25 protein-coding genes are annotated in these 23,968 nt (G+C 35.5%); 14 read left to right on the top strand and 11 right to left on the bottom strand.

Annotated elements, in window-relative coordinates:
• Positions 1-115: 115 nt before the first annotated feature.
• The 3 genes from HHU12_RS13190 to gloA2 are packed head-to-tail and all read left to right on the top strand — an operon-like array spanning position 116 to position 1,577.
• The gene (locus HHU12_RS13190) at positions 116-481 is read left to right on the top strand and encodes a LytS family sensor histidine kinase (protein ID WP_169657214.1); all 366 of its coding nucleotides are present in this window, start codon (positions 116-118) and stop codon (positions 479-481) included.
• A 1-nt stretch (position 482) separates the two neighbouring features.
• Positions 483-1,181, top strand: a complete 699-nt coding sequence (locus HHU12_RS13185) for a LytR/AlgR family response regulator transcription factor (RefSeq protein ID WP_169657213.1) — start codon at positions 483-485, stop codon at positions 1,179-1,181.
• 6 nt (positions 1,182-1,187) lie between these two features.
• Positions 1,188-1,577, top strand: a complete 390-nt coding sequence (gloA2, locus tag HHU12_RS13180; protein ID WP_169657212.1) for an SMU1112c/YaeR family gloxylase I-like metalloprotein — start codon at positions 1,188-1,190, stop codon at positions 1,575-1,577.
• A gap of 308 nt (positions 1,578-1,885) precedes the next feature.
• Here the strand turns inward: gloA2 and HHU12_RS13175 are convergent, their stop codons facing one another.
• Positions 1,886-2,872, bottom strand: coding sequence for a helix-turn-helix transcriptional regulator (locus tag HHU12_RS13175; protein WP_169657211.1), 987 nt, complete (start codon positions 2,870-2,872; stop codon positions 1,886-1,888).
• Positions 2,873-3,079: 207 nt separating this feature from the next.
• On the opposite strand from HHU12_RS13175, the gene HHU12_RS13170 reads away from it, so the two are divergent.
• The 7 genes from HHU12_RS13170 to HHU12_RS13140 all read left to right on the top strand — a co-directional run bounded on the left by HHU12_RS13170 (position 3,080) and on the right by HHU12_RS13140 (position 8,799).
• Positions 3,080-3,421, top strand: coding sequence for an antibiotic biosynthesis monooxygenase (locus HHU12_RS13170; RefSeq protein ID WP_169657210.1), 342 nt, complete (start codon positions 3,080-3,082; stop codon positions 3,419-3,421).
• Between the two features lie 419 nt (positions 3,422-3,840).
• On the top strand, positions 3,841-4,812 hold the full coding sequence (locus HHU12_RS13165; protein ID WP_169657209.1) for a linear amide C-N hydrolase: 972 nt from the start codon (positions 3,841-3,843) through the stop codon (positions 4,810-4,812).
• Between the two features lie 247 nt (positions 4,813-5,059).
• A complete protein-coding gene (locus tag HHU12_RS13160) occupies positions 5,060-6,031 on the top strand; it encodes a linear amide C-N hydrolase (RefSeq protein WP_169657208.1) in 972 nt (323 codons plus the stop codon).
• Between the two features lie 390 nt (positions 6,032-6,421).
• On the top strand, positions 6,422-6,970 hold the full coding sequence (locus HHU12_RS13155) for an RNA polymerase sigma factor (protein ID WP_169657207.1): 549 nt from the start codon (positions 6,422-6,424) through the stop codon (positions 6,968-6,970).
• Between the two features lie 59 nt (positions 6,971-7,029).
• On the top strand, positions 7,030-7,344 hold the full coding sequence (locus HHU12_RS13150; RefSeq protein WP_062620200.1) for a hypothetical protein: 315 nt from the start codon (positions 7,030-7,032) through the stop codon (positions 7,342-7,344).
• Between the two features lie 109 nt (positions 7,345-7,453).
• A complete protein-coding gene (locus HHU12_RS13145; protein WP_169657206.1) occupies positions 7,454-8,074 on the top strand; it encodes a ferric reductase-like transmembrane domain-containing protein in 621 nt (206 codons plus the stop codon).
• Entirely contained in the window at positions 8,071-8,799 is a 729-nt protein-coding gene (locus tag HHU12_RS13140) for a siderophore-interacting protein (RefSeq protein WP_169657205.1), read from the top strand. Before HHU12_RS13145 ends, HHU12_RS13140 begins: the two co-directional genes overlap by 4 nt.
• 76 nt (positions 8,800-8,875) lie before the next feature.
• Here the strand turns inward: HHU12_RS13140 and HHU12_RS13135 are convergent, their stop codons facing one another.
• Positions 8,876-10,048 carry an iron-containing alcohol dehydrogenase gene (locus tag HHU12_RS13135; RefSeq protein ID WP_169657204.1) on the bottom strand — a complete coding sequence of 391 codons (1,173 nt, stop codon included), beginning with the start codon at positions 10,046-10,048 and terminating at the stop codon, positions 8,876-8,878.
• 154 nt (positions 10,049-10,202) lie between these two features.
• Here HHU12_RS13135 and HHU12_RS13130 point away from each other — a divergent pair, with 154 nt between their 5' ends.
• The gene (locus tag HHU12_RS13130; protein ID WP_169657203.1) at positions 10,203-11,003 is read left to right on the top strand and encodes an SDR family oxidoreductase; all 801 of its coding nucleotides are present in this window, start codon (positions 10,203-10,205) and stop codon (positions 11,001-11,003) included.
• A gap of 322 nt (positions 11,004-11,325) precedes the next feature.
• Positions 11,326-12,771 (top strand): SpoIIE family protein phosphatase, encoded by a 1,446-nt coding sequence (locus HHU12_RS13125; protein ID WP_169657202.1) that lies wholly within the window; start codon positions 11,326-11,328, stop codon positions 12,769-12,771.
• 126 nt (positions 12,772-12,897) lie between these two features.
• On the opposite strand, the gene HHU12_RS13120 is transcribed toward HHU12_RS13125, so the two are convergent.
• From HHU12_RS13120 to HHU12_RS13080, 9 genes are all read right to left on the bottom strand, one after another.
• Entirely contained in the window at positions 12,898-13,680 is a 783-nt protein-coding gene (locus HHU12_RS13120; protein ID WP_169657201.1) for a hypothetical protein, read from the bottom strand.
• 200 nt (positions 13,681-13,880) lie between these two features.
• Positions 13,881-14,282 carry a response regulator gene (locus tag HHU12_RS13115; RefSeq protein WP_169657200.1) on the bottom strand — a complete coding sequence of 134 codons (402 nt, stop codon included), beginning with the start codon at positions 14,280-14,282 and terminating at the stop codon, positions 13,881-13,883.
• Between the two features lie 230 nt (positions 14,283-14,512).
• Complete coding sequence (locus tag HHU12_RS13110) at positions 14,513-16,009, bottom strand: GH3 auxin-responsive promoter family protein (RefSeq protein ID WP_169657199.1); 1,497 nt, start codon at positions 16,007-16,009, stop codon at positions 14,513-14,515.
• A 20-nt stretch (positions 16,010-16,029) separates the two neighbouring features.
• Complete coding sequence (locus HHU12_RS13105; RefSeq protein ID WP_169657198.1) at positions 16,030-16,926, bottom strand: cation diffusion facilitator family transporter; 897 nt, start codon at positions 16,924-16,926, stop codon at positions 16,030-16,032.
• A 3-nt stretch (positions 16,927-16,929) separates the two neighbouring features.
• Entirely contained in the window at positions 16,930-17,913 is a 984-nt protein-coding gene (locus tag HHU12_RS13100) for a bifunctional heptose 7-phosphate kinase/heptose 1-phosphate adenyltransferase (protein ID WP_169657197.1), read from the bottom strand.
• 57 nt (positions 17,914-17,970) lie between these two features.
• Positions 17,971-19,188 carry a pyridoxal phosphate-dependent aminotransferase gene (locus tag HHU12_RS13095; protein ID WP_169657196.1) on the bottom strand — a complete coding sequence of 406 codons (1,218 nt, stop codon included), beginning with the start codon at positions 19,186-19,188 and terminating at the stop codon, positions 17,971-17,973.
• 106 nt (positions 19,189-19,294) lie between these two features.
• Complete coding sequence (locus HHU12_RS13090) at positions 19,295-19,636, bottom strand: hypothetical protein (RefSeq protein WP_169657195.1); 342 nt, start codon at positions 19,634-19,636, stop codon at positions 19,295-19,297.
• 115 nt (positions 19,637-19,751) lie between these two features.
• Positions 19,752-20,417 carry a hypothetical protein gene (locus HHU12_RS13085; protein ID WP_169657194.1) on the bottom strand — a complete coding sequence of 222 codons (666 nt, stop codon included), beginning with the start codon at positions 20,415-20,417 and terminating at the stop codon, positions 19,752-19,754.
• A gap of 97 nt (positions 20,418-20,514) precedes the next feature.
• Positions 20,515-20,976: a hypothetical protein gene (locus HHU12_RS13080; RefSeq protein ID WP_169657193.1), complete on the bottom strand. Its 462-nt coding sequence runs from the start codon at positions 20,974-20,976 to the stop codon at positions 20,515-20,517.
• A 285-nt stretch (positions 20,977-21,261) separates the two neighbouring features.
• On the opposite strand from HHU12_RS13080, the gene gpmI reads away from it, so the two are divergent.
• Entirely contained in the window at positions 21,262-22,785 is a 1,524-nt protein-coding gene (gene gpmI / locus HHU12_RS13075) for a 2,3-bisphosphoglycerate-independent phosphoglycerate mutase (protein WP_169657192.1), read from the top strand.
• Positions 22,786-23,030: 245 nt separating this feature from the next.
• Complete coding sequence (locus HHU12_RS13070) at positions 23,031-23,801, top strand: ParA family protein (protein ID WP_169657191.1); 771 nt, start codon at positions 23,031-23,033, stop codon at positions 23,799-23,801.
• The last annotated feature ends 167 nt before the right edge of the window (positions 23,802-23,968 follow it).

Raw genomic sequence — 23,968 nt, 5'->3', positions numbered from 1 at the left:
CTATAACTTTTGTTTTACGACCCATAATTAGGGTATAAATATAGCTTATATTTTAATTTGTCTCAGTACTTATCAGAATAAAACGTTAGTAAGTATTGGGGAGGAAGTAGAGGTAGTGAAAAACTATATCCAACTCAATCAATTGCACTTCGGGAATAAGGTAGATTTTATTTTGAATGTAGATGAACGTTTAGAAAATGTAGATATTCCACCACTTTCAATTCAGTTGTTACTTGAAAATGCGATTAAGCATGGAGAAATTAAAAAAGGCAATAAGATTGAAGTCAATGTTTTTGAAGAGAAAGGTAAAGCCGTAATCACTGTAAAAAATGCGGGAGAGTTGAAGGGAGATTTAAATAGTGGAATTGGTCTGAAAAACTTAGTGCAAAGACTAAAATCAGAGCTATCAGTAAATGTAAACTTTGCCATTTTTCAAACTCAAAATATTGTCACTTCTCAAATCACTTTAAATACAAACTAACATGAAAACTTTAATCGTAGAAGACTCACATTTAGCGAGACTAGAACTAAAGCACTTACTCAAAAAACATAAAGAAATAGAAGTTCTAGCCGAAGCGGATACAGGAGAAGAGGCCATCAAGTTGATTGATGAATTGAATCCCGATCTGATTTTTCTTGATATCCACTTACCGGATATGGATGGTTTTAAAGTTTTGAATACTATTAATCATATTCCCCATGTCATTTTCACTACTGCTTATGATCAATATGCCATCAAATCGTTTGATTATAATACGATCGACTATTTACTAAAACCCATCACACAAGAGCGTTTAAGTACTGCCATTCAAAAAATCAGAATTGAAGAAGAAGATATTCAAGAATTAAGTTTAGAAAACAGTATCTTTATCAAAGATTCAGACCAATGTTATGTCACAAAACTGTCTGATGTATCATTATTTGAGACGGAAGGAAATTATACTAAAGTTTATTTTAATGATCAATCCCCACTACTTCATAAGTCTTTGAATCAAATAGAAAGCCGTTTAAATAAGACCTTTTTCTTCAGAGTGAACAGACAGCAGTTGGTCAATGTCAATCATATCAAAGACATAGACACATGGTTCAAAGGGAAACTACAGCTTACATTAAGTTGTGGTAGTGAAGTAGAAGTCAGTGAAAGACAAAGTGTCGCTTTTAAAAGATTATTAAGTATATAAATAAAAATGCTCAAGCTAAATAAATTACACCACATCGCCATTATCTGCTCAGATTATCCCAAATCAAAAAAGTTTTATACAGAAATTATGGGTTTTGAAATTCTTCAGGAAGTGTACCGAGAAGAAAGAGATTCATGGAAACTAGATTTGTCATTTAATGGACAATACCTAATTGAATTATTCTCCTTCCCCAATAATCCACCAAGAGTTTCATGGCCTGAAGCGAGAGGTCTAAGACATATTGCTTTTGAGGTAGATAGTATAGAAGACAGTATCATTTTTCTAAAAGAAAATGAAGTCCCTGTCGGTGATATTATGATAGATCCTCATACGGGTAAAAAGTTCTGTTTCTTTGATGATCCAGATGAATTGCCGATTGAACTCTATGAAAAATAAATGTATTGGCTTTCTATCTAATTTGTTTAGTAGTGCTCCCCCGGCCTTGAAGAGAAAAGCGTTAAGAATTTCATGTATTGAGCCGTTAAAAATGATTTTCCTGTTTGAGCAAAGCGAGTTTAAAATCATTTAGGCGAGAGTAATGGAATTTAGCTTTTGACTTCTAAGCCTTGACTTTTTTGCTTCGTTTTTGTGTTAAGACAAAAATGAAGAAAAGGAAGCTTGAAAGTAGCTCCTATAAATGCTTGGCGAACGATCAATTGGAAGTTAACGGAAACTCAGTTTACAGTGTAGTAATTGGTTCTGTTCTAATTAAAATAATCAATATTCTTCCCTTTCAAAGCAGAAGGAGCATAGCCAAAATGATTTTTAAAAGCTTGACTCAAATGTCCAACATGACTAAAATTTAAGTCCATGGATATTTCGGTTAAGCTTTTATTGGTATAAATAATTTGTCGGTGAGCTTCTTCTATTTTTTGCTGATTATAAAACTGAAGAATAGGTTTATCAAAAATGGATTTAAAAAGACGATTTAATTTAGAAACACTCATGCCGTACTTATCACTTAATTCAGTAAGATTGGGAATTTCTGTGAAATCTGAAAGATGATTATCCCTTAAATCAATCATCAGTTTTAGATCTTCGGGGTGAATATTTCTTTTATGCTTTTCAGCGTCTTTTTCAATTTTTGTTTTTAATAGCTCAATGATTTCAATGCCCTTTGTAAAAAAGAAGGCGTGCTGTCTTTTTTCTTTATCCAAATTCTTAATAATCGCTCTTACTCTACTTTCAATTTCTGCGTTTTGTGAATAATAATTGATCCATGGGCTGTCATTTTCAAAAAGCTCCTTCATTTTGAAATTAGTCCGTTTGGCAAATTGCTGAAAGAAACTCAATGAAAAGCGAATAGAAACCCATTGATTACCTTTACCCTGAGGAAACTCGAAATCATGTACTTGAGTAGAGTTTAAGATCAAGATACCTGCATTATTAAATTTTTTGACAGTACCATCTCTCTTATAAGTAGCACCTAAACCCAATCGGACGGTAATGTAATGATCATCCGGAAGTACGGTATGTTTAGTGATGACTGGGCGATCGGAGTCCATTTCAAAAACAGCTACAATAAACTTGTCTAAAAACTCAAAAGAATATCCTTTTATATCACACCAATCTGTTTTGATTCTAAGCTCTTCACCATCCCAAGTGCCCCCTAAGTCATCAGCAAACTGTTGGTAGGCATCGTGTGGATGTGCTCCTTTAGGATCTATGGTGTATTTATCTTTTTCTAGCATTATGATTGATTTTGAGCTATTGGATCATTAAAAACACTATAAATAGCAATATACTAATCTAATGAATTACAGGTTATTTTGTCAAAAAAGTAGGAAAATAAACTTATGGTAAAATGCTCAAATCATATAAATACTTAACCAAACTGTGACAATAATTCCTTCACCTAACCTCTAATTTTGTCTTATCAAAAATCAAATCAAAGAATTATGTTAAACGAAAAAGCAATTAATTTCTGGTCGAAGCTAGAGGTAAAAGTATTAAACGGGACAGCAAAAGAAGCGGCCGATTATCATACACAAAGAAGAGCCATTGAAGAATGTGCGGCTACAATTGATGGTTTCCAATATGGTGAGTTGATGTTGTCATCAGAAGATGACAACTCATTTATGATATTATGTGGATGGCACTCAGAAGAAGATTATGTGGAGTGGTTAAAAAGCCCTGTAAGAGCTCAACAATTTGAAGACCTTTCAAAGTTATTGGAAGTGGAGACAAAGGAAAGTAAATATGATAGCTTCCATCAGTTCAGTCAGCTAAAACTTTCATAAAGACACTAATAATAGTCTATTAGTATTATCCGCAATAAGGCCAAGGTGAAACCCACTTTGGTCTTTTTTTATATGTACTAGGGTAGAAAAATTACGAATGTTTCAGGCACCATAGTTAAAACTATGGGCAGGTGATAGTCCAACCTAATCAAGACTGAAGTCTTGAAGGTTGGTCACGTAAGCAACACTTTAGTGTTGTTGGAGTTAATATCACCTGCCCATGACTTCAGTCGTGGTGCGCGTTGATAAAATAACTGTTTTTGACTTTAACGAAAACGTACAACCTGATGCCTAATTCGTGAAAGTAATTGGAATACCAACCCCCTACCTTTGTAATGTAATCAAAAGGGAAATCAATCTATTCACCTTCAACGGTTACAAAAAATTAATTATTTATCAATCGAAAAAATATTACAACTATGTGTTCAAGAATTATTTATGAAACAGGCAACCAAGAATTTATTACAGGACGTGGTATGGACTGGAACGATCCTAACGCTCAAACTTCATTATGGATTTTCCCTAAGAACATGAAAAGAGATGGAGGAGCAGGAGACAAATCCATCCAATGGACTTCAAAATATGGTTCTGTTGTGGCAAGTTTTTATGATATCTCATCTGCAGACGGAATGAATGAAAGAGGTTTAGTGGTCAACGCACTTTACTTAGCGGAATCAGAATATGGTGATGTTGCTCAAAGCGATAAACCTACGTTGTCAGTTGGTGCTTGGGTACAATATTTCTTAGATAATTACGCATCAGTTGAAGAAGCTGTAGAAGCAATGCAAGATGCACCATTTATTATTTCAGCTCCATTATTACCCAACGGTAGAGGTGCTACTGTACATTTATCGCTATCTGATTCAACAGGAGATTCCACAATTTTGGAATACTTAAATGATGGAGAATTAGTAATTCACCACAGCAGAGACTATAAAGTGATGACCAACTCACCGGTTTATTCTGAGCAAATCGCTATCAATAAGTACTGGGAATTGATTGGTGGTAGTAAAATGTTGCCAGGTACAATCAGTGCGGCAGACCGATTTGTGAGATTGAACTATTCATTAGAGTCATCACCAAAATATACAGATAAAGAAATGGCTACAGCCTCAGTGATTTCTCAAATGAGAGCAATTGGTGTACCTCTAGGGATGGAAGATCCTGAGCACCCAAATATCTCAGCTACTCTTTGGAGAACAATCGCTGATAACCAAACCAACAGATACTACTTTGAGTCAGCAGTAAAACCTGCTATTTTCTGGGTAGACCTTGATAATATTGATTTTGAGAATACAGAAGTAAAAACATTGGACTGCTGTTCAGATGCTATTTACTCAGGTGAAGTATCAAAAGAATTTACTCCTCAAGAAGCATTTCCTTTCTTATAGTGGTGAGAATAAATTAATTTGATTAGACTTTTAACTTTTACCCCATTGATGAATTTTTCATTGATGGGGATTTTTTTGTCCAAAAATAAAGAGTTGCCGAAATCTTGTAACCACTTACTCAAATCTTGTATATCATTCGCTTTTGAACCAGCGACATTTGTAATGTGATCAATAAGGAGTCAATCTATTTATAATCAACTTATTCGATTACAGAAATTAATTATTTATCAATCAAAATATTGCTATTATGTGTTCAAGAATTATTTATGAAACAGGAAATCAAGAATTTATTGTAGGTCGTGGTATGGATTGGAATGATCCCACTGCTCAAACGTCATTATGGATTTACCCTAGAGGAATGCAAAAAGATGGAGGAACGAATAACAACCCTATCGAATGGACTTCAAAATATGGATCAATAGGAGCTAGTTTTTATAATGCCGGTACTGCGGATGGAATGAATGAAGCAGGTTTGACAACAAATCTTCTTTACTTAGCAGAATCAAATTATGGAGATGTGGCAACAAGCAATAAGCCAACACTTTCTGTAGGAGCTTGGGCACAATATTTCTTAGATAATTATGCAACTGTAGAGGAAGCCGTAGAGGCGATGGAAGATGTACCTTTCATTATTGTTGCACCAATTCTTCCTAATGGTAGAGGAGCAACAGTTCACTTATCTATTTCAGATAAAACAGGTGATTCTGCCATTTTAGAGTTCTTGGATGGAGAATTAGTCATTAATCATAGTAGAGAATATAGAGTGATGACCAATTCACCGATTTACTCGGAGCAGATTGCCATCGATAAATATTGGAAATTGATTGGTGGTAGCAAAATGTTGCCTGGAACTATCAATGCGGCTGATCGTTTTGTGCGATTAAGTTATGCTTTGGAATCTTCTCCAAAATATACAGATAAAAATATGGCAACGGCCTCAGTGATGTCTCAAATGAGAGCAATTGGTGTGCCTTTAGGAATGGAAGATCCTGACCGTCCGAATATTTCTGCTACGCTTTGGAGAACAATTTCTGACAACCAAACCAACAGATATTATTTTGAGTCGGCATTAAAGCCTTCCATTTTCTGGGTGGATTTGGATAAAGTAGATTTCTCAGAAGGTGCGGAAATTAAAGCATTAGATTGTGATACAGATGCAGTTTATGGAGGAGAAGTTTCTGAACATTTTACAACTGCTACGCCATTCCCTTTTTTATAAGATTGAAATAGTATTTTAGGTTTATAAGTACAAAGTCAAAATTATCTCATACTAATTCTATTTATTGTTTTGCGATTACTTCCTTCAAAAAACTCTTAATAGAACCACTATTAATACGTTTTTTAGCGTTGTACTCACAAAAAATAAATTAGAATTTACTATGATTTATTTTTGACTTAGTACTTATATGAAGCCCCATCTTGTTAATAATAAGTTGGGGTTATTTGTATTCACTAGAAAAAATAACCATCTTTTTTATTCTTCATAAAACCGTCTTTTTAAGCCCAAAAACACACATTTTTTGTTTCTCATGAAAAAAAATCAAAAAAATATCACTTTTCTTAAAATATAATCTGCCCTTATCCGACTTAAGAGATAGATACAATAATTATGGCAGAGAAAAATCAAAATATAGAAAACACATTCCAACAGGAACAAGGCCGTTTGAAGAATTACATCAAAGGAAAGGTTGGTTCTTTGGAAGATGCTGAAGACATTGCTCAGGATGTGTTTTTGAGTTTTGTAGGGGGATTTGATGAGATCTCTGATTTGCGCAAATCAATCTCCTGGCTCTATACTGTCGCGAAAAATAAGATTGTGGATTACCGTAGGAAAAAGAAACCGCTCTCTATTGAAGATCAAAAAGTAAATGATGAAGAGGAAGGATTGAACCTAATGGATTTATTGCCTTCACTAGAAACTATGCCTGATGATCAGTTGATGAAAGACATGATTTGGGAAGAAATTCAATTAAGGTTGGAAGAGTTGCCCAAAGAACAAAAAGAAGTTTTTGAGTGGCATGAATTAGAAGGTTATAGCTTCAAACAGATTTCAGAAATGACAGGGGAAACGGTCAATACATTAATCAGCAGAAAGCGATATGCGGTATTGTATCTAAGAGAACAATTGGAAAGTCTATTCAAATTGATGAAGTCCTAATTGTTCAAAATTAATGGTACAACAGATCACCAAAGGGTGGTCAAAATTGATAAAAAGACATGGAAAAGTTTTCAAAGAAAAAGTTTATAGCTAAAAAGATCGTTTTTGGAGCAGTCATCATTACTGCCATTACCTTTATTTTTATGCAGTTATGGAATTGGTTAATGCCTGTGATATTCGGATTGACCACAATTTCATTCCTTCAATCATTAGGGTTATTAGCAATGTCTAAAATCTTATTTGGCAGGGGTGGAAGACCACGCTTCAAAGGTCGTGGTGGTAGTAGAGCCATGATGCATAGAGAGAAGTTTATGCAGAAATTTAAGGCGAGAGAATCGAAATGTGCTGAAGAGAAAGAAGACAATAACGAATAAATTTTAGTGATTTTGTGGTGGTTCGATAGAAACAATACTTTGTGTTCTTACAAACCACCTCAAGAAACACAAATACAGTAATAAAAAATCTAACAAACAAAAAGACAGAATGGTATTTTTAAAGCGAAACTATGGGTGGATCATCGTCACGATCCTTGCAGTATTACCGTTGATTATTTTGAGTAAAATGATTCACATTGACTGGGCAAATGACCTATCAATGTCATTGGTAGAAAGTACAGGAAAAGGTGACCGCACTACATTGGATATGCTGTATCATATCTCTGGTGAATTTGCCATCCGATGGTTGACAGCCGTTCTGACTTGTACTCCATTTTTTATACTGTTTGGAGTCACAAATCTTTTTGTTCGTCAAGCGATGGGTATTGCGGCTGCCGTTTGGAGTATTCTTCATTTCGTCATTTTTATAGCGATGGAAGGCTTTCTGGAAACGTTTACGGAGGTGAATTATGTAGCTGGTTTTATTGCTGTATTGATATTAATACCATTACTATTTACATCGAATAGAAAATCAATGAAGCGTTTAAAAAGCAAATGGAAGAAACTTCAGAAATATGCTTATGTCGCTATCATTTTAAGTTTAGTGCATGTAGCACTTTTAGAAAAAACATGGACCATCTATGCTGTGGTAGTGGGAGTAGGTTTCATCATTAGAATACCTGCGGTGAAGGAACGCATCATAGGGTTCAGATTGAAGAGGAAAAAATGAAAATCATAGAAAATATATTGAAATCTGTCGTTTTGGACGAAGCTGTGATTTCAGAAAAAGAACAACTATCAAAATCTGCTTACAGAATTCGTATTCAAAGTGAAAAAATAAAAGGATTAGAATTTCACCCTGGTGCATTTCTGAGAATGGGTATCGGTATTGGAAAGGAAGAACTTTCCATGAAAGACAAAGTCAGAAGCTACAGTATTTGGGATATAAATCATCACGAAGGCTTTATTGATATTGCGATTGCTACACATAGTAATGGTATTGGATCACATTGGGTGACGAATTGTGAAGTGGGAGAAAAACTTTATTTTAAGTTGAAAAAAGGGAAGTTCTTAGCCGATGATTCAGCAGAGAGTTATTTGATGATTGGAGATCTTTCGGCACTTTCACACCTTTATATGATCCAAAAAAGTCTAGGTGCAAATAAGAATGTCAAAGGGATAGTGTATAGTCAAAATCAAAGCGATTTGTTTGAAGATTTGGATGGGAATACTCCTTTCGACTTCTACAAATTACCTCAAAATCCCTCTCAAGAAATCATTGAGAAAATAAAAGAAATATTACCAGATTTAGAAGGGAAAAAGATGGTTTATATTGCAGGAGATAGCCGATTATGTGTGGCCCTTACTCAATTTTTCAGAAAGGAATTAAATTGGGAATCCTCTCAAATTAAAACGAAACCCTTTTGGAATCCAGAGAAGAAGGGGTTAGAGTAAATCTGAATAAAAAAATAGCTTACAGAAAATTAAAAAGTTCTGTAAGCTATTTTTTATACTCTCAGAGCATTACAAATTAAATACTCATCTCTACAATCTCTTGTACTTTTTCTAAAGTGATATCACCTCTTTCGCCAAGACCCACCCACTTTCTTTCTTCAAAGCGAGAAGTAATTGTTTTTACTACCTCAGCGTGATCTTCAGTATAATCAGAAATTCTAGTTTTGATACCCATAGAATGGAAGAATTCTACAGTTCTTTCGATAGTTGCTTGTGCTCTATCTTCCTCAGAACCTTCAGTAATACTCCAAACTCTTTCACCGTATTGTACCAGCTTGTCTTTCTTGTTATTGAACATTACTCTGTACAAGTTAGGGCCAATAATAGCCAATGTACGAGCATGATCAATTTCATATAATGCTGTCAACTCATGGCCGATCATGTGCGTTGCCCAGTCAGTAGGTACACCTTGCTGGATCAAACCGTTCAATGCCATTGTACAGCACCACATAAAGTTACCCGCCAAAGTACTGTCGCCAGGATTGGCAATCACTTGAGGAGCAATTTCAACTAAAGTCTGTAAAATACCTTCCGCAAAACGGTCTTGAAGTGGCGCCTGAGCAGGGTAAGTCAGATATTGTTCCAATACGTGAGTGAAAGCATCTGTAATACCGTTGACTAATTGTCTTTCTGGAAGAGAAGCAACAACTCTTGGATCAAGAACAGAGAATTTAGGGAAGCAAAGTGGTCCGCCGAAAGGTAACTTCTCTTTTGTTTCTTCTCTTGTCACAACAGACCCTGAGTTCATTTCAGATCCCGTAGCAGGAAGCGTAAGCACTGTACCAAAAGGAACAGCTTCTTTCACTTTCTTGCCCAATCCTTTTTTGATGATATCCCAAGGGTCACTTTCTGTAAATGGAATTGCTACGCAAAGGAATTTAGTAGCATCAATCACAGAACCACCACCAACAGCAAGAATAAAATCAATATTCTCCTTGATCGCTAATTCTCTCGCCTTCATGATCGTTTCATAACGAGGGTTTGGCTCAATACCGCTAAAATCAACGACATTTCTATCTACTAGTAGCGATTTCTTAACATCATCATAGATACCATTTTTCTTGATACTACCACCACCGTACACTAAAAGGATATTTTTAGCATCAGCAGGAATATGTTTATTGACTTCCTCAATTCTGTTCTCTCCAAAAACGAGGCGTGTAGGGTTCCAAAGTTCAAAATTTTTCATTACAAATATGTATTATTAAGCGGTTCATATGTTCAAACAACTAATTACTCAAAGTGTTCAAAAAAAGCTAGAAAAATAATTAAAAAAAACATCCTTGTGAGAAGTATTTTGAGTACACCCACAACTTCTTAACTTTGTGGAAAATAAATAAACTATGAAAAATCAGCAGACCTTATTCATTACTGGAGCTTCTTCAGGAATTGGAAGATCTATTGCACAGGCAGCAGTAGAGAAAGGATATCGAGTGATTGGTACTTCCCGAAACCCAGAAAGAACAAAAGATAAATTAGAAGGTGTTCGTTATGTGGCGTTGGATGTTTCCAATCCGGAAAGTATAGCACAGTGTTGGGAAGAAATTAAAGATGAGAAAATTGATGTATTGATCAACAATGCCGGACAATCTCAGATTGGCCCAGTAGAGGAGACCACTATGGAGAAATACAGGTATTTGTTTGAAGTAAATTTCTTTGGCCTGATTGATTTGACAAGAAAGATTCTTCCTCAGATGAGAGAAAGACGTGCAGGAACCATTATCAACATTGGTTCATTAAACGGACGTTTTGCTGCACCCTATTACTCTGCTTACGTGGCAACAAAATTTGCTGTTTCAGGTTTTACGCAGTCACTTAGAAGTGAGATGAAGGAATTTAATGTGACAGTAGCTTTAGTAGAGCCAAATCACATTGCTTCTAACATTGTTCCTGATTTCAATTGTCCGGAAGGATCAGAGTATTTCCCTTATGCTGATAATATTCGTCAGAGTGTGAAAGGAAGTATGTCTGAAGCAGAATCTTCTAAGGTGATCGCTGATACGGTAATGAACGCGATAGATAAAAATGCACCATCACCAATTTATGTGTCGGGAGGAAATGCAGGACTGTTGGCATTTGCAAAGCGATTCTTGCCGGATAAAGTGGCAGAAAAGATGATACGAAAAACGTATGGCTTGAAATAAATACAGAGGATGCTGAGAGGCATCCTTTTTTTGATTCTTGAAAAATACGCTACTCAAACATGCTCTAAATAAAATTAACTTTCTCTTGTTGAAAGGTTGAATTTCCATATAAACATTTATTAGTAAAAAACTTCCTGTAACATCGTGTATTAGGATACTGAATGTCATGTTTATTGTATGTACTTTTTTATCTATTATGAATGCCAATATTACATCTGAAATGATCTGGCATCTGACAACAAAAAGAACCTAATGCACTTTTTCAACTCCTATTATAATTGATTGCAGCAGGTTTCATGATTACTTTACTTAGGTATTTATTATGAATTCGACCCTAAATGCTCAACTGTTGTATGGCAATAGAATTGAGCTTAACAAAGAAAAAAGTTTTTGGAGAAAAGCGAAGTATAGCTTCTTGTTTTTCATCTTCTTTACTTTAGCAGGATTTTTCAAATTGCAATTTTTCCAAAGTGGATTACTTGCTTTTTCAGGTATGCTAGTCCTCTTTACGATTTATATGCTGAGGAAAAGAGTAAAATGGAAAACACTCTGTACTGTTTATTTGTACTTTCTGACAACCATGTTGTTTTTCCTGTCTTTAGCCGCAGGAGGAATGAAAGCGCATTCATCCGCATGGATAGCGACTACGATTGTGACTGCTTATTGGTTTTTAGGGAAAAAGAGAAGCCGGTTTATTTTAGTGTACAGTGCGGTGCTGCTGACTTTATTGTTTGTGATAGAACTGGTCAATGACGGTCCTTTATTTGATCCTTTGTCCTCTACAAATCAAGTTCTATTCAATTGGCTGTTAGATTTAGCATTACTTCTGAATATCAGTAATGATGTAAGAGCAATGGATTTACAGACTACCATTTTTCAGAATAAACTTCAAAAAAATAGTGATGAATTGATTCAGTTCGGTGAAGAACTATCGCAGACCAACGAAGAAATTAATGCACAAAAAGAGGAGATAGAATCACAAAGAGATGACATAGAAAAAAGTCACTTGAAATTGAGAAAGTCCCTTGATCATGTGACAGATTCTATTCGTTATGCAAAAACGATTCAGATGGCCCTGCTTACTTCACAAGAAGAATTGAATAAGATATTTAAAGAAGTCAGTATTCTATTCAAACCTAAAGATCACGTCTCTGGAGATTTCTACTTTTCAAGAAAATTTGACAACCGTACATTGATGGTGGTAGGGGATTGTACAGGGCATGGTGTACCAGGTGCATTATTGTCCATGGTTGCGTTAGAAGCATTAGACCGTTTGGAGGAACTGCCGGAATCACCAGCAGATTTATTGGAAGCCTTAGACACTTACTTCTTTGAAAAGTTACGCCAATCCAACGTTGATGGTAATAAAGACGGCATGGACATTTCAGTAGCTTATATAGATTATGATTACCGTTTCCAATATGCCGGAGCAAAAGGTAAAGGTTTGCTTGTTGATAATACAGGAGTTGTTCCATTGAAAGCGACAAACAGGTCTATTGGTGGAAATATAAAGAAGAGTAAGGCTTTTGAAGTCACTGAAATACAAATTCAACCCGATACTCTAATCTGTTTGTACACTGATGGATTTGTCGATCAGAATGGTATAAATGGAAAAATCGGTTCTTTACGCTTCAGAAATATCTTAGAGAAGTATTATTTGAAGTTTACAAAAGACTGTGTTGAGGAACTGGAGGTTGTTTTGAATAATGAAACGTATGGTTTTACACAAAGAGATGATATCACTGTTTTTGTGGCTATTCATCATTAATAATCTCCCTATAATATAATGTACAATCCACTATAATTTAGATATACAACCTAAATTGTAGTGGATGTTTTTTAAAAGTATTTTATACTCAAGGGCAATTACTATTATCAGCTTACTAGGTGATTTTTATAGGAATTCCTTTTTTTCAGGATTAGAATTTATTTCCCAATAATTTTGTACGTCCTCTTCAATTTGACCAACAAATAACAATGCACGAGAACTACAAGGTACAGTTACATCGGGTAGCATTTCTTTGAAAACGAAATTATCCTTTTGTATCGAAAATAATTTACGGTGAAGGATGATTTCTGTAGGTGTTTTAGTTGTAGTATTATATTCGTAATCGATAGTCATATATTGCTCTTTACTCAAAATAATTCCTTCACGGAAAACAACATTACCATCGTCATAATTTGAAAAAATTGCTAGGGTATCTTTATCTAATATCTCTCCTTGACTATTAGATAGTACTAACATGTAGTGGAAATCTAATTTTTCTTCACCCATTCTGTCTAATGGCATTTCACCAAACCCAATTAACTCAACGACTCTGTCATTAGAGATAGGCATAAATCCATTATATACAATCTCGTTTTGTAAATAAAAACTAGAAGTATAATCATCAGCGTCAATAGAGTGGAATTTTAATCCTAAATTTTGGATAAGGTAATTTCTTTTACTTAAAGATTCGTTATTCCTTAAAGAATAATGCACTGAGGGAATCTCGCTGATAAAACCTCTTCCAAATTCTCCCAATCGAACTGGAACTTCTAGTTTTATAGAAGGATCTCCATGTATATATCCTGAGTAATTATCGCTTTCTATTTTCGATAGGTTTTTCCCACAGGAGATTAAGAAGAAAGCAGTGATTAGTGATATTGTTATAGGTTTGCTTTTTATTTTTATCAATTAAGTCAGTTGATGTCGACTAGAGTACTTAGCATCACAAATTTATAGTATTAGAATGATACCTCAAAAAAGTAGGATTGAGCAACTTTGTAGCCGGTTAAATATTTTATTCAGACAGTCGATTTACATTACATAAAACAAAAAGGTACTTGCTTTTCAAAAACAAGTACCTTTTCTGTTATAATACTTTCGATTGATATTTACAGTAAATCACCTACTTCCAATAACCCTTCTTCGGTCAGAGGTTTTGTGATAAACTTAATTACATATTCATTATTGACGATTCGTTCTATGTCAGATTCGTTGTCAGAACTTGAAAGGATAGCGATTTTACATTGATTTCTAAGTTCTTCAGGGAAAGCCTCAAATTCATATAAAAATACAAAACCATCCACTATTGGCATGTTGATATCCAATAAGATTAAACTTGGTAAAGTACCTTTATAATCAAAACGTTCTTGTAGAAACTCTAATGCTTTTTTACCAGAGTTCTTAATGACGATTTCCTCTGCGAAATCGGTTAGCTCTATTATTCTGTTGTTGATGAAATTGTCAGTGTCATTATCATCAACAAGTAATATAGTTTTTATTTTTTTACTCATAATTGGACCCCTGATAGTAGTTTGATTTTTTAACTAGCTTGGTTATATAAAAAAATTCAATTTTATACCAAAATACAAAATTACGGAAACTGCATTATCAAATTCTTGATATAATACTATTTGCTCTTTTATTATTTAAAAGATTTCAAAAATTGTGCATTTTATATGTTCTTAAACCGAAAATAAAAAAAATCTCCCAATAAATATTACCTTTTATTGAGAGATTGCATTTATTTCTTCCATTCAATGATCTTATCCGCAATTTTTCTGTCATTTGCCAGTCTAGGGACCTTGTTTTGACCTCCTAGTTTGCCAATTGATTTCATATATTGTTGGAAAGCATCTCTTTGTAATGGTGTAATGACGATGGTTCTTGTGATACTGCCCGTAATCAGGTCATCGTAATACGTATTCAGTTCTCTTAATTTATTGTCTAAAGTCAAGGCAAATGCATCTTGATCATTAGGTTCTTCTTCAAAAGAAATCAGCCACTCATGATACGGCAGTCCGTCTGAAGGGCTTACTTGAGGTGCAACTGAAAACTCTGTAATCTTTACTTCAGGATGTTGTTCCAAAGCGTATTTCATTGTTTTCTCTACTTCCTCACCAATAACGTGTTCACCGAAAGCAGAGATGTAATGTTTGATTCTGCCTGAAACAATGACTCTGTAAGGGTCTGTAGAAACAAACTTTACAGTATCTCCGATAGAATATCCCCAAAGTCCTGCATTAGAATTAATGATTAAGGCGTAGTTTTTACCTACTTCCACCTCGTCTATCATCAGACGGGTAGGATTTTCATCAAAGTATTCTTCAGAAGGGATAAACTCATAGAAAATGCCTGAATCCAATTGTAAAAGCATTCCTTCTTCATGCTGAGAGTCCTGAAAGGCAAAGAAGCCTTCTGAGGCAGGAAAAAGCTCAATGGAAGGTAAATTCTTGCCGATTGAGTCATATAATTTATTACGGTAAGGCTCAAAATTTACACCTCCGTAAATGAATAATTCAAAATTAGGGAAAACCTCTTGGATTGATTTTCCTGTTCTTTCGATGATACGGTCAAAGTACATCTGCACCCATGGCGGAATGCCAGAGATCAGCGACATATCTTGTGCAAGCGTTTCATCGATGATACGTTCTAGTTTAATCTCCCAATCTTCAATACAGTTGGTTTCATAGCTCGGCATTTGGTTTCTTCTCAGATACCCCGGTACGTGATGATTGACAATACCTGAAAGTCTGCCCGAAAGAATTTCGCCAGATTTTCCTAGTACAGGACTGCCTGAAAGGAAGATTAATTTTTTATCCAGAAACTTAGCATTTCCCGTTTCATGAATGTAGTTCAGCATAGCGTTTCTTGCCGAATTGATATGATTGGGGATAGAGTCTTTGGTCAAAGGAATATATTTAGCACCTGAAGTGGTACCAGAGGTTTTGGCGAAGTAAGCAGGAAGTCCTTTCCAAAGCACATCGCTTTCACCTTTTATAATTCTATCAATATAAGGACGTAAAGCTTCATAGTCTACAATTGGCACATTCTTCTTGAAATCGTCATAATTTCTAATGTCTCCAAAATTATGATCCTTTCCGAAGGCTGTATTTTTCGCACCCTGAATCAAGGATTGAAAAACTTTATCTTGAGAACGGCTAGGGTTGTTGGCCCATTCGTTTTGTTGCTTTACGATGTAAGCCGCTAATGGCTTACTTAAAAAAGATTTAAATCCCATAATAAGAGGAAGTCTTAAGTCTAATGTTTGTCTTTTTTTGGACTGGGTTCTACGTGAATGAGAATGTCAGCAATTTCATTAAAATCAGCTTTCAGCGAATCCTTGACATTGTGGGCAATATCATGCCCTTCTCTCACTGACATTTCACCGTTGACAATAATATGAAGATCTACATAGAATTTAAAACCCATTTTACGAATAAAGCATTTTTCCGTGTCAATTACACCTTCCACCTTTACGGTTTCCTGTTTTACTTTATCAATGAGATCATCATATAAATTTTCGTCCATTATTTCCCCAAAAGCAGGTCTGAAGAGCAAGTAGCTGTTGAAAAGAATAATTCCAACGGCAAAAAGTGCTGCCCAAGAGTCTGCTGCTTCATAGCCTTCACCTCCAAAAATGGAAATACCTATGCCAATAAAGGCCGACAAAGAAATTAAAGCATCGCTTTTATGATGTCCGGCATCAGCTTCTAATGAAGAGCTATTGAGAATTTTTCCTCTGTACTTTACAAAGCGGTACAGAAAGTATTTTATTAAAATAATTACCCCCAGTACTATTAAAGTATAAGACGAAGGTGTGACGGCATCGCCTGATAAGATCCGCTCTATACTTTGTTCTGCTATGATCAGCGCAGAGGTAATAAGAAAGCCTACCGTGATAAAGGTGGCTATAGGCTCAAATTTTCCATGGCCGTAGGGATGATTCTTATCCGGGGCTTTGGTAGAAAAATTCAAACCAGCTAAAACAACAAAAGAAGAAATAATATCAGCACATGACTCAATAGCATCGGCAATCATAGCCTGTGAGTTTCCTAGAATTCCCACTGTGCCTTTAGTGATGGTCAGAATGATATTTCCAAAAATACTCAGCCAAGTCGTCTTGAATGCGGCCTTTTTTTCTTCTTTTGAAATCATAAATTAAAGTTTCTTTTCAGCTTCAGTTAATAAGGCCGCCTTGTTGATTGGCACCACCCCCACATGTTCACACACCAATCCACCTCCAAGGTTGGCTAACCCCGCAACTTTATCCATTGGCAAACCTACGGCTAAAGCTAAAGATGCAATACTGATTACGGTATCGCCCGCACCAGAAACATCTGCAATTTCTCTTTTATGAGCAGTAATATGAACGTCTTCAGAATGATTAGAGATAAATACACCATGTTCAGAGAGTGTTACCATAGTGTGTTCGTTGTCCATTTTTTCTTTCAACAGTTTTGTTGCTGCTTTCACTTCATCAATCACATCACCACTAAAATCAAACTTCAGCCCTTCTCTCATTTCTTTAAGATTCGGTTTGAAGAGCGTTACACCTTCATAAGCCAGGAAGTTTCTTTTCTTAGGGTCAACAGTAGTTGGGATACCTTTTTTATGGGCAATTCCCACTACTTTCTGAATCAGTTCAGGTGTCAATACACCCTTGTCATAATCTTCGAAAATGATTACATCTGCATCATCCGATAACTTTTCAATTCGTTGTAATAACAAATCAGTATCATCAGCATTGATAGGAGCACTGTTTTCATGGTCTACTCTCAATACATGCTGTGCACTTGCAATCACACGGTGTTTCACCGTTGTCTGTCTTTGTGCACTTTGAATAAGGCCTTCTTTTGAAACACCCAATTCGTCACAGAGATCTAAAAAAGTATCAGCTTCGTTGTCTTTGCCAATAACAGCACATAAAATGGGTTGAGCACCGAGAGAATGAAGGTTTTTAGCCACGTTGGCAGCACCTCCCATTCTTGATTCCATTTTGTTGACGTTAACAATAGGTACAGGAGCTTCAGGAGAAATTCTGTCTACAGAACCCCATATATAAGAGTCAATCATCACGTCTCCAATAACCAAAGCTTTCAGACCATTAAATTTCTCTAAGGCCTCTTTAATACTTAGTGCCATTTATATCAAATATTTTAGGATAAGAGGCAGTCCATTATGATGAACTGCCTCTTCAAATTATTTCAAATCTGCTAGAGCCACTTTTATTTTCTCGCAAGCCGCTACAAGTTCTTCATCAGATGCCGCATAAGAAATACGGATGCAGTTAGGCGCACCAAATGCTGCACCTGCTACTGTAGAAACATGAGCTTCATTCAAGAAATATAACGCTAAATCTGAAGAATCTTTGATCACCTGACCGTTAAAAGATTTACCGAAGTAAGAACTGAAGTCAGGGAAAATATAAAATGCTCCTTGAGGAAGGTTTGTTTTTACCCCTTCAATATCATCTAAAAGGCCTTTCAGTAAGTCTCTTCTTCTCAAATAAGCCGCTCTCATTTCTTCAATTACCGAACGGTCACCTTTTAATGCCGCCAAAGCCGCACGTTGCGTAATCGTATTGATACCCGAAGTCACTTGACCTTGGATAACGATACACGCTTTTGCCACATGTACAGGAGCGGCGATATAGCCAATTCTCCAGCCTGTCATTGCAAAACCTTTTGAGAAACCGTTGACTACTACAGTGCGGTCTTTTACATCATCAAAAGAAGCAATACTTACGTGAGGACCGCCAAAGTTGATGTACTCATAAATTTCGTCAGAAACGATATAAAGATCATCGTGTTTTTTCACTTCATCTGCAATCTCTCTCAGTTCGTCTTTTGTGAAGACAGTACCAGTAGGGTTACAAGGTGAAGAGAATAAGATGGCCTTTGTTTTAGGAGTGATGGCCGCTCTCAATTGCTCTGCAGAAACTTTAAAGTCGTTTTCAATTTCGCCTTTCAAGATCACAGGCTTACCACCTGCCAATACAATCTGATCTGTATAAGATACCCAATAAGGAGAGAAGACAATCACTTCATCGCCTTCATTAAGAATACTAAGCATCACATTGGCGATGGAGTGTTTTGCACCTGCAGATACAACTACATTTTCCATCTTGTAATCCAAACCGTTTTCAGTCTGTAATTTTTCGGCGATTGCTGTTCTTAATTCAGGGTAGCCTGGTACTGGAGGATATGAAAAATACTTACCGTCGTCGATAGCCTCTTTGGCTGCGTCTTGAATATATTGTGGAGTGGCAAAGTCAGGTTCGCCAAGGTTCAGTTTGATTACATTGACACCTTTAGCTTGGAGTTCTCTGGCTTTTACAGCCATCACTAAAGTAGCTGACTCTGTAATATTATCAAATCGGTTTGATAAGGTAAGTTTTGTTTCAGTATTTGATTCCATTCTAATTACTAATTTTTTATCCTCGAATCTAGATTGTAGAATGCGAAATTAAGGTTTAGAATGAATACTTCCTTTCTTTTGTAGCATTAAATGCCATTACTTGTGATTATTTACTGAATAGTAAGTTTTCTTTACAATTTTTCTCTCCCACCACAAAGACCAAGTGATGTCTTTGAGCAATAATTTCTTTTTTCACCTTAAAAGTTTCATCACAGTAATAAAGGATAAATTCATATTTTTCTTTAGGGAGTGAAATGGAAGTAATATTTCTGGTGTTTAGGCGTGCAATAAGCCGTTTGTTGTCATAAATTTCAAGTTCAAGTCCGTTGAGTTGCTGGGCGTCATAATTGATGACTTCAAAAAGTACTTTTGAGGTGTTTTTTTTTACTTTTTCATTGGGTGAGAAAAAAGTGATAATTGGCAGAGTGAGATAGAGTAAATAGAGCATAGCATGAAGGTTTTTATTGTTAATTGGGTGCTCTATAATATAGTGAAAATTAGGCATATAAAAAAGAGATCAAAGCTCGTGGCCTTGATCTCTTTTTATGAAAACTAATGATTAACTATTTGTTGTCATTAGGAATATCTTTGAATGATCCTGCAGTTACATTAGTTTTTGATCCATCAGTTCCAAAAGCAGTAAAACTGAAAGTACCATCTACAGTTTTACCGTCTGATTTATCTATGCTGATTTTAAGATTAGGAGTATCTCCTGTTAAAATTTCTTGGAAATTCAATAAAGACGCTTGTCTGATTGTATAATCAAATGACTCAGCTTGTTCTAAAGTTGTTTCTAAATTAGCATCTTTTTGAGTATAAAGGCTTACTAATGAAACAACATCTTGAGCAGAAACATCATTTAAATATAAAAATGCAGTTTGTAATTTTGTTGCAGAAAGACCACCTGTAAGAATTCCTGTAAGACTAATATCAATAGAATTACCTGCAGTAAACTCATCGTTATTTAAGATACAAACAATTGCTTCACCTTTTGCGTCTGCTGAAGTAGTTGAAAGTTTGATATCTGCAAAATATAGTACAGTCGTATTGCCTACAGTTTGGTATCCAGAGTAGTTATTGAAATCTTTGGTATTACCATCAATTGTAGCTGTTGTTTCTCCAAATTGGAACAAAGTATCTGTAAGATCATTTACAGCATCATCTACTGAACTGCCACAAGAAGTGAAAATGGCTAAGGGTAATACGAATAGAATAAAAAGCTTTTTCATATTAGTTGTGTATATAATAAAAAATAATAAACCTAAACTGGTCAAGGTTTGAATTAAGACAAACGTTAAAAGATGTTAGACAAATATTATGCAATTTTTATCTTCTGATGGCGGTTATGGAGAAAAACTCTGTTCCAGAAATACGGTAAGAGAGTGTCAGGCGTCCATCTTCGTTAATTGATCCTGATAATGAGGCGTTGGTCTCATAATTTGTAATCTTCGACAATTGAAAAGAGTTGTTTTCTCTATTTCCTTCCACAAGTACATCACTGTAGGTTTTTTTTACAAAATCCTCTTGTGACGAACCTAATTTTACAGCCACATTCTCCACAAAAATTTGAAGATTGACTGAGCGGTCACCTGTTTTGCTTAATACAACAATGTCCTTATCAGTAAGGGATTGTAAAGAGGATTGTCCTTGACCTGTTTTTGCAGAGATAGAGGTCACAAGATAGTTCCCTTCTACAGCAGATGCAGTGTTTGCAATATCTGCTGGCTCACAAGAGAAAAAACAGAAAATAGAGAAGACGACAATAAGTGCTTTGGGTATGCTATTCATAAGTGTGATATGGGTTTAAAATATAAGTGTAGTTGATACGTCTAATATACGCTAAATCATCCGGATTTTATAGGACTATTTCAAGAATTACTATTCTATTTAACTCAGTGTCTGATATTAGCTTTTCATATTAACAATCTGATACTCATAAAGGTTTTTTTGACACTTTAAAAAGTCCCGATCTTGCACCTACATTGTGATGAATATCATTTATAAAAGTGCTAACAAACTGTATATTTGCGACATTCATTTTATTTATAAAAAGAAGACGATAAAATTATCATCATGAACAAGAAAACAATCTTAATGATCTTAGACGGATGGGGAATTGGTCCTGATCCAAAAGTGTCTGCTATTGCACAAGCTAATACACCTTTCGTAGATTCATTATATGAAAAATATAAGCACAGTAAATTAGAAGCTTCTGGTTTGGCAGTAGGTCTTCCTGAAGGTCAGATGGGTAACTCTGAAGTAGGTCATATGAACCTTGGAGCTGGCCGTGTGGTATACCAAATGTTGGTAAGAATCAACCAAGCTGTTCAAGATGGTTCTATTGCTGATATTAAAGAATTACAAGACGCATTTGCTTACGCGAAAGAGAACAACAAAAAAGTCCACTTCATGGGTCTTGTTTCTGACGGTGGTGTTCACTCACACGTTGGACATTTAAAAGGATTATTAACTGCAGCAAGCGCAGCAGGTTTTGATAAAGATCAAGTTTTCGTTCATGCTTTCACTGACGGTCGTGACTGTGACCCTAAGTCAGGTAAAGGTTTTATTGCTGACGTTGAGGAACACATGGCTAAAACTACTGGTCAAATTGCTTCAGTAGTAGGTCGTTACTATGCAATGGATAGAGATAACCGTTGGGAAAGAGTTGCTTTAGCTTACAACGTAATGGTTAACGCTGAAGGTGAAAAAGTAACAAACATCCAAGACGCTATCCAAGCTTCTTATGATGCTGACGTAACGGATGAATTCGTTAAACCATTAGTGAACACAGTAGACGGTGAGCCAGTAGCGAAAATTGAAGAAGGTGATGTAGTGCTTTGCTTCAACTTCCGTACTGACCGTGGTCGTGAAATCTCTCAAGCGTTATCACAAAGAGATATTGCTGAGGGTGGAACTAAGAAATTAGACATCAAATACCTTACAATGACAATGTACGACGAGACATTTGAAGGTGTTGATGTATTATTCCATAAAGATAACTTATCACAAACATTAGGTGAAGTATTAGAAGGTGCGGGTAAAAAGCAAATCAGAATTGCTGAAACTGAAAAGTACCCTCACGTAACTTTCTTCTTCTCAGGTGGACGTGAGAAAGAATTTGAAGGTGAAACGCGTTTATTAGCTCCTTCTCCAAAAGTAGCTACTTACGATTTGCAACCTGAAATGAGTGCAGGTGATATCAGAGACAAAATTGTTCCTGAATTACAAAAAGGTGAAGCTGACTTTGTTTGCTTGAACTTCGCTAACGCTGATATGGTAGGTCACACAGGTGTATTCGAAGCAGCAGTAGCGGCATGTGAAGCTGTTGACCAATGTGCTAAAGCTGTAGTTGAAGCTGGTTTAGATAACGGTTATTCATCAATCGTTATTGCTGACCACGGTAACTCAGATGTAATGAGAAACCCTGACGGTTCTCCAAACACAGCACATACTACTAACTTGGTACCATGTATCTTTGTTGATCCTGATTTTGACGGTGAAATCAAAGACGGTAAGTTAGGTGATATCGCTCCAACAGTATTGAAAATTGTTGGTGTTGATCAACCAGAAGAGATGACAGGTGATTGCTTAATCTAAGTATTAGGTAATTCATAAATAAATTCAGAAGAGGCTGTTCAGCAATGGGCAGCCTCTTTATTTTTGAAAATAAAATAGTTTGAACTTTAATTATTTAAGATTTTTTTCGAACTTCATCAAAAAGAAAGTACTGAGCTTAAAATTGTTGATATTTAATTTAGTCTTTGTACTTCGTATCCATTTGAATAATGGATCATTTGAAATTTTAAAATATCAATCAAAGTAAGAAACACTTTTTCACTAATATGGGGCGTCAAGCAAAAGTTATAGCTATTGTAAATCAAAAAGGAGGAACAGGAAAAACCACCACTACTACTAACCTTGGTGTGGCGCTAGGCAAACTAGGCAACAAGGTGTTATTGATTGATATGGACGCCCAAGGCAATATGACTTTTCATTTCGGTTTGCAGAATGACTATAAAAAGTCAGTGACACACGTACTGACTGAGGACGCGAACTTGAAAGAAATTGCACTTAAAAAAGAAAGAGTTTACATAGCACCTTCTGATGTTTCATTGGCAGATGCTGAAGTAAATATGGTCAATGCAGATCAAAGAGAGTTTCTTTTAAAAAATGCTATTGATAAGGTGAAAGATAAATTTGACTTTATTTTGATTGATTGTGCTCCGGCCTTATCTATCTTAAGTATTAATGCACTGACGGCTTCTGATCATATTTTTGTACCGTTGCAGATGGAAGTTTTAAGTATGCAAGGGCTCTCACAGATCTTGGAAACTGTATTCCAGATCAAAGAATCATTAAATAACAAGCTTACTATACTAGGTATTCTTCCTGTCATGTTTGATACAAGAAGAACCGTCACGCATGAAATCCATAAGCATATTAAAGAGAATTTTGGAATCAGAGTTTTCGAAAATCATATAGGAATTGATGTGAAATTGGTAGAAGCCCCTTCATTTGGGCAGTCTATATTTGGTTATTCTCCGCTTTCAGTAGGTGCGATGGCTTATATGCGAGTGGCGAGAGAATTGATCTCTGTTTTACCAAAAAATTAATCTCTAAATAGGATTTTTGAAGTATCTATATAAATATTCCTAGCCAAACAAACTGTACCATAATATTGTTTTGAAAAAGTCGTAATTTAAAAAAAGAAGTTAATCTATAGTTTCTAAAACCGATTAATGAAAGGACACTGGCCTTTCTTTATAACCCATAAAATTAC

Origin of the sequence: Flammeovirga aprica JL-4, from assembly GCF_012844305.1 — a bacterium.
Lineage (GTDB): Bacteria > Bacteroidota > Bacteroidia > Cytophagales > Flammeovirgaceae > Flammeovirga > Flammeovirga aprica.
This window is presented reverse-complemented; position numbering and strand designations above follow the sequence as displayed.

Excerpts from the sequence above, each read along its gene's own strand:
- HHU12_RS13185 (WP_169657213.1), top strand. The coding sequence starts at position 483 with ATGAAAACTTTAATCGTAGAAGACTCACATTTAGCGAGACTAGAACTA.
- gloA2 (WP_169657212.1), top strand. The coding sequence starts at position 1,188 with ATGCTCAAGCTAAATAAATTACACCACATCGCCATTATCTGCTCAGAT.
- HHU12_RS13175 (WP_169657211.1), bottom strand. The coding sequence starts at position 2,872 with ATGCTAGAAAAAGATAAATACACCATAGATCCTAAAGGAGCACATCCA.
- HHU12_RS13170 (WP_169657210.1), top strand. The coding sequence starts at position 3,080 with ATGTTAAACGAAAAAGCAATTAATTTCTGGTCGAAGCTAGAGGTAAAA.
- HHU12_RS13165 (WP_169657209.1), top strand. The coding sequence starts at position 3,841 with ATGTGTTCAAGAATTATTTATGAAACAGGCAACCAAGAATTTATTACA.
- HHU12_RS13160 (WP_169657208.1), top strand. The coding sequence starts at position 5,060 with ATGTGTTCAAGAATTATTTATGAAACAGGAAATCAAGAATTTATTGTA.
- HHU12_RS13155 (WP_169657207.1), top strand. The coding sequence starts at position 6,422 with ATGGCAGAGAAAAATCAAAATATAGAAAACACATTCCAACAGGAACAA.
- HHU12_RS13150 (WP_062620200.1), top strand. The coding sequence starts at position 7,030 with ATGGAAAAGTTTTCAAAGAAAAAGTTTATAGCTAAAAAGATCGTTTTT.
- HHU12_RS13145 (WP_169657206.1), top strand. The coding sequence starts at position 7,454 with ATGGTATTTTTAAAGCGAAACTATGGGTGGATCATCGTCACGATCCTT.
- HHU12_RS13140 (WP_169657205.1), top strand. The coding sequence starts at position 8,071 with ATGAAAATCATAGAAAATATATTGAAATCTGTCGTTTTGGACGAAGCT.
- HHU12_RS13135 (WP_169657204.1), bottom strand. The coding sequence starts at position 10,048 with ATGAAAAATTTTGAACTTTGGAACCCTACACGCCTCGTTTTTGGAGAG.
- HHU12_RS13130 (WP_169657203.1), top strand. The coding sequence starts at position 10,203 with ATGAAAAATCAGCAGACCTTATTCATTACTGGAGCTTCTTCAGGAATT.
- HHU12_RS13125 (WP_169657202.1), top strand. The coding sequence starts at position 11,326 with ATGAATTCGACCCTAAATGCTCAACTGTTGTATGGCAATAGAATTGAG.
- HHU12_RS13115 (WP_169657200.1), bottom strand. The coding sequence starts at position 14,282 with ATGAGTAAAAAAATAAAAACTATATTACTTGTTGATGATAATGACACT.
- HHU12_RS13110 (WP_169657199.1), bottom strand. The coding sequence starts at position 16,009 with ATGGGATTTAAATCTTTTTTAAGTAAGCCATTAGCGGCTTACATCGTA.
- HHU12_RS13105 (WP_169657198.1), bottom strand. The coding sequence starts at position 16,926 with ATGATTTCAAAAGAAGAAAAAAAGGCCGCATTCAAGACGACTTGGCTG.
- HHU12_RS13100 (WP_169657197.1), bottom strand. The coding sequence starts at position 17,913 with ATGGCACTAAGTATTAAAGAGGCCTTAGAGAAATTTAATGGTCTGAAA.
- HHU12_RS13095 (WP_169657196.1), bottom strand. The coding sequence starts at position 19,188 with ATGGAATCAAATACTGAAACAAAACTTACCTTATCAAACCGATTTGAT.
- HHU12_RS13090 (WP_169657195.1), bottom strand. The coding sequence starts at position 19,636 with ATGCTCTATTTACTCTATCTCACTCTGCCAATTATCACTTTTTTCTCA.
- HHU12_RS13085 (WP_169657194.1), bottom strand. The coding sequence starts at position 20,417 with ATGAAAAAGCTTTTTATTCTATTCGTATTACCCTTAGCCATTTTCACT.
- HHU12_RS13080 (WP_169657193.1), bottom strand. The coding sequence starts at position 20,976 with ATGAATAGCATACCCAAAGCACTTATTGTCGTCTTCTCTATTTTCTGT.
- gpmI (WP_169657192.1), top strand. The coding sequence starts at position 21,262 with ATGAACAAGAAAACAATCTTAATGATCTTAGACGGATGGGGAATTGGT.
- HHU12_RS13070 (WP_169657191.1), top strand. The coding sequence starts at position 23,031 with ATGGGGCGTCAAGCAAAAGTTATAGCTATTGTAAATCAAAAAGGAGGA.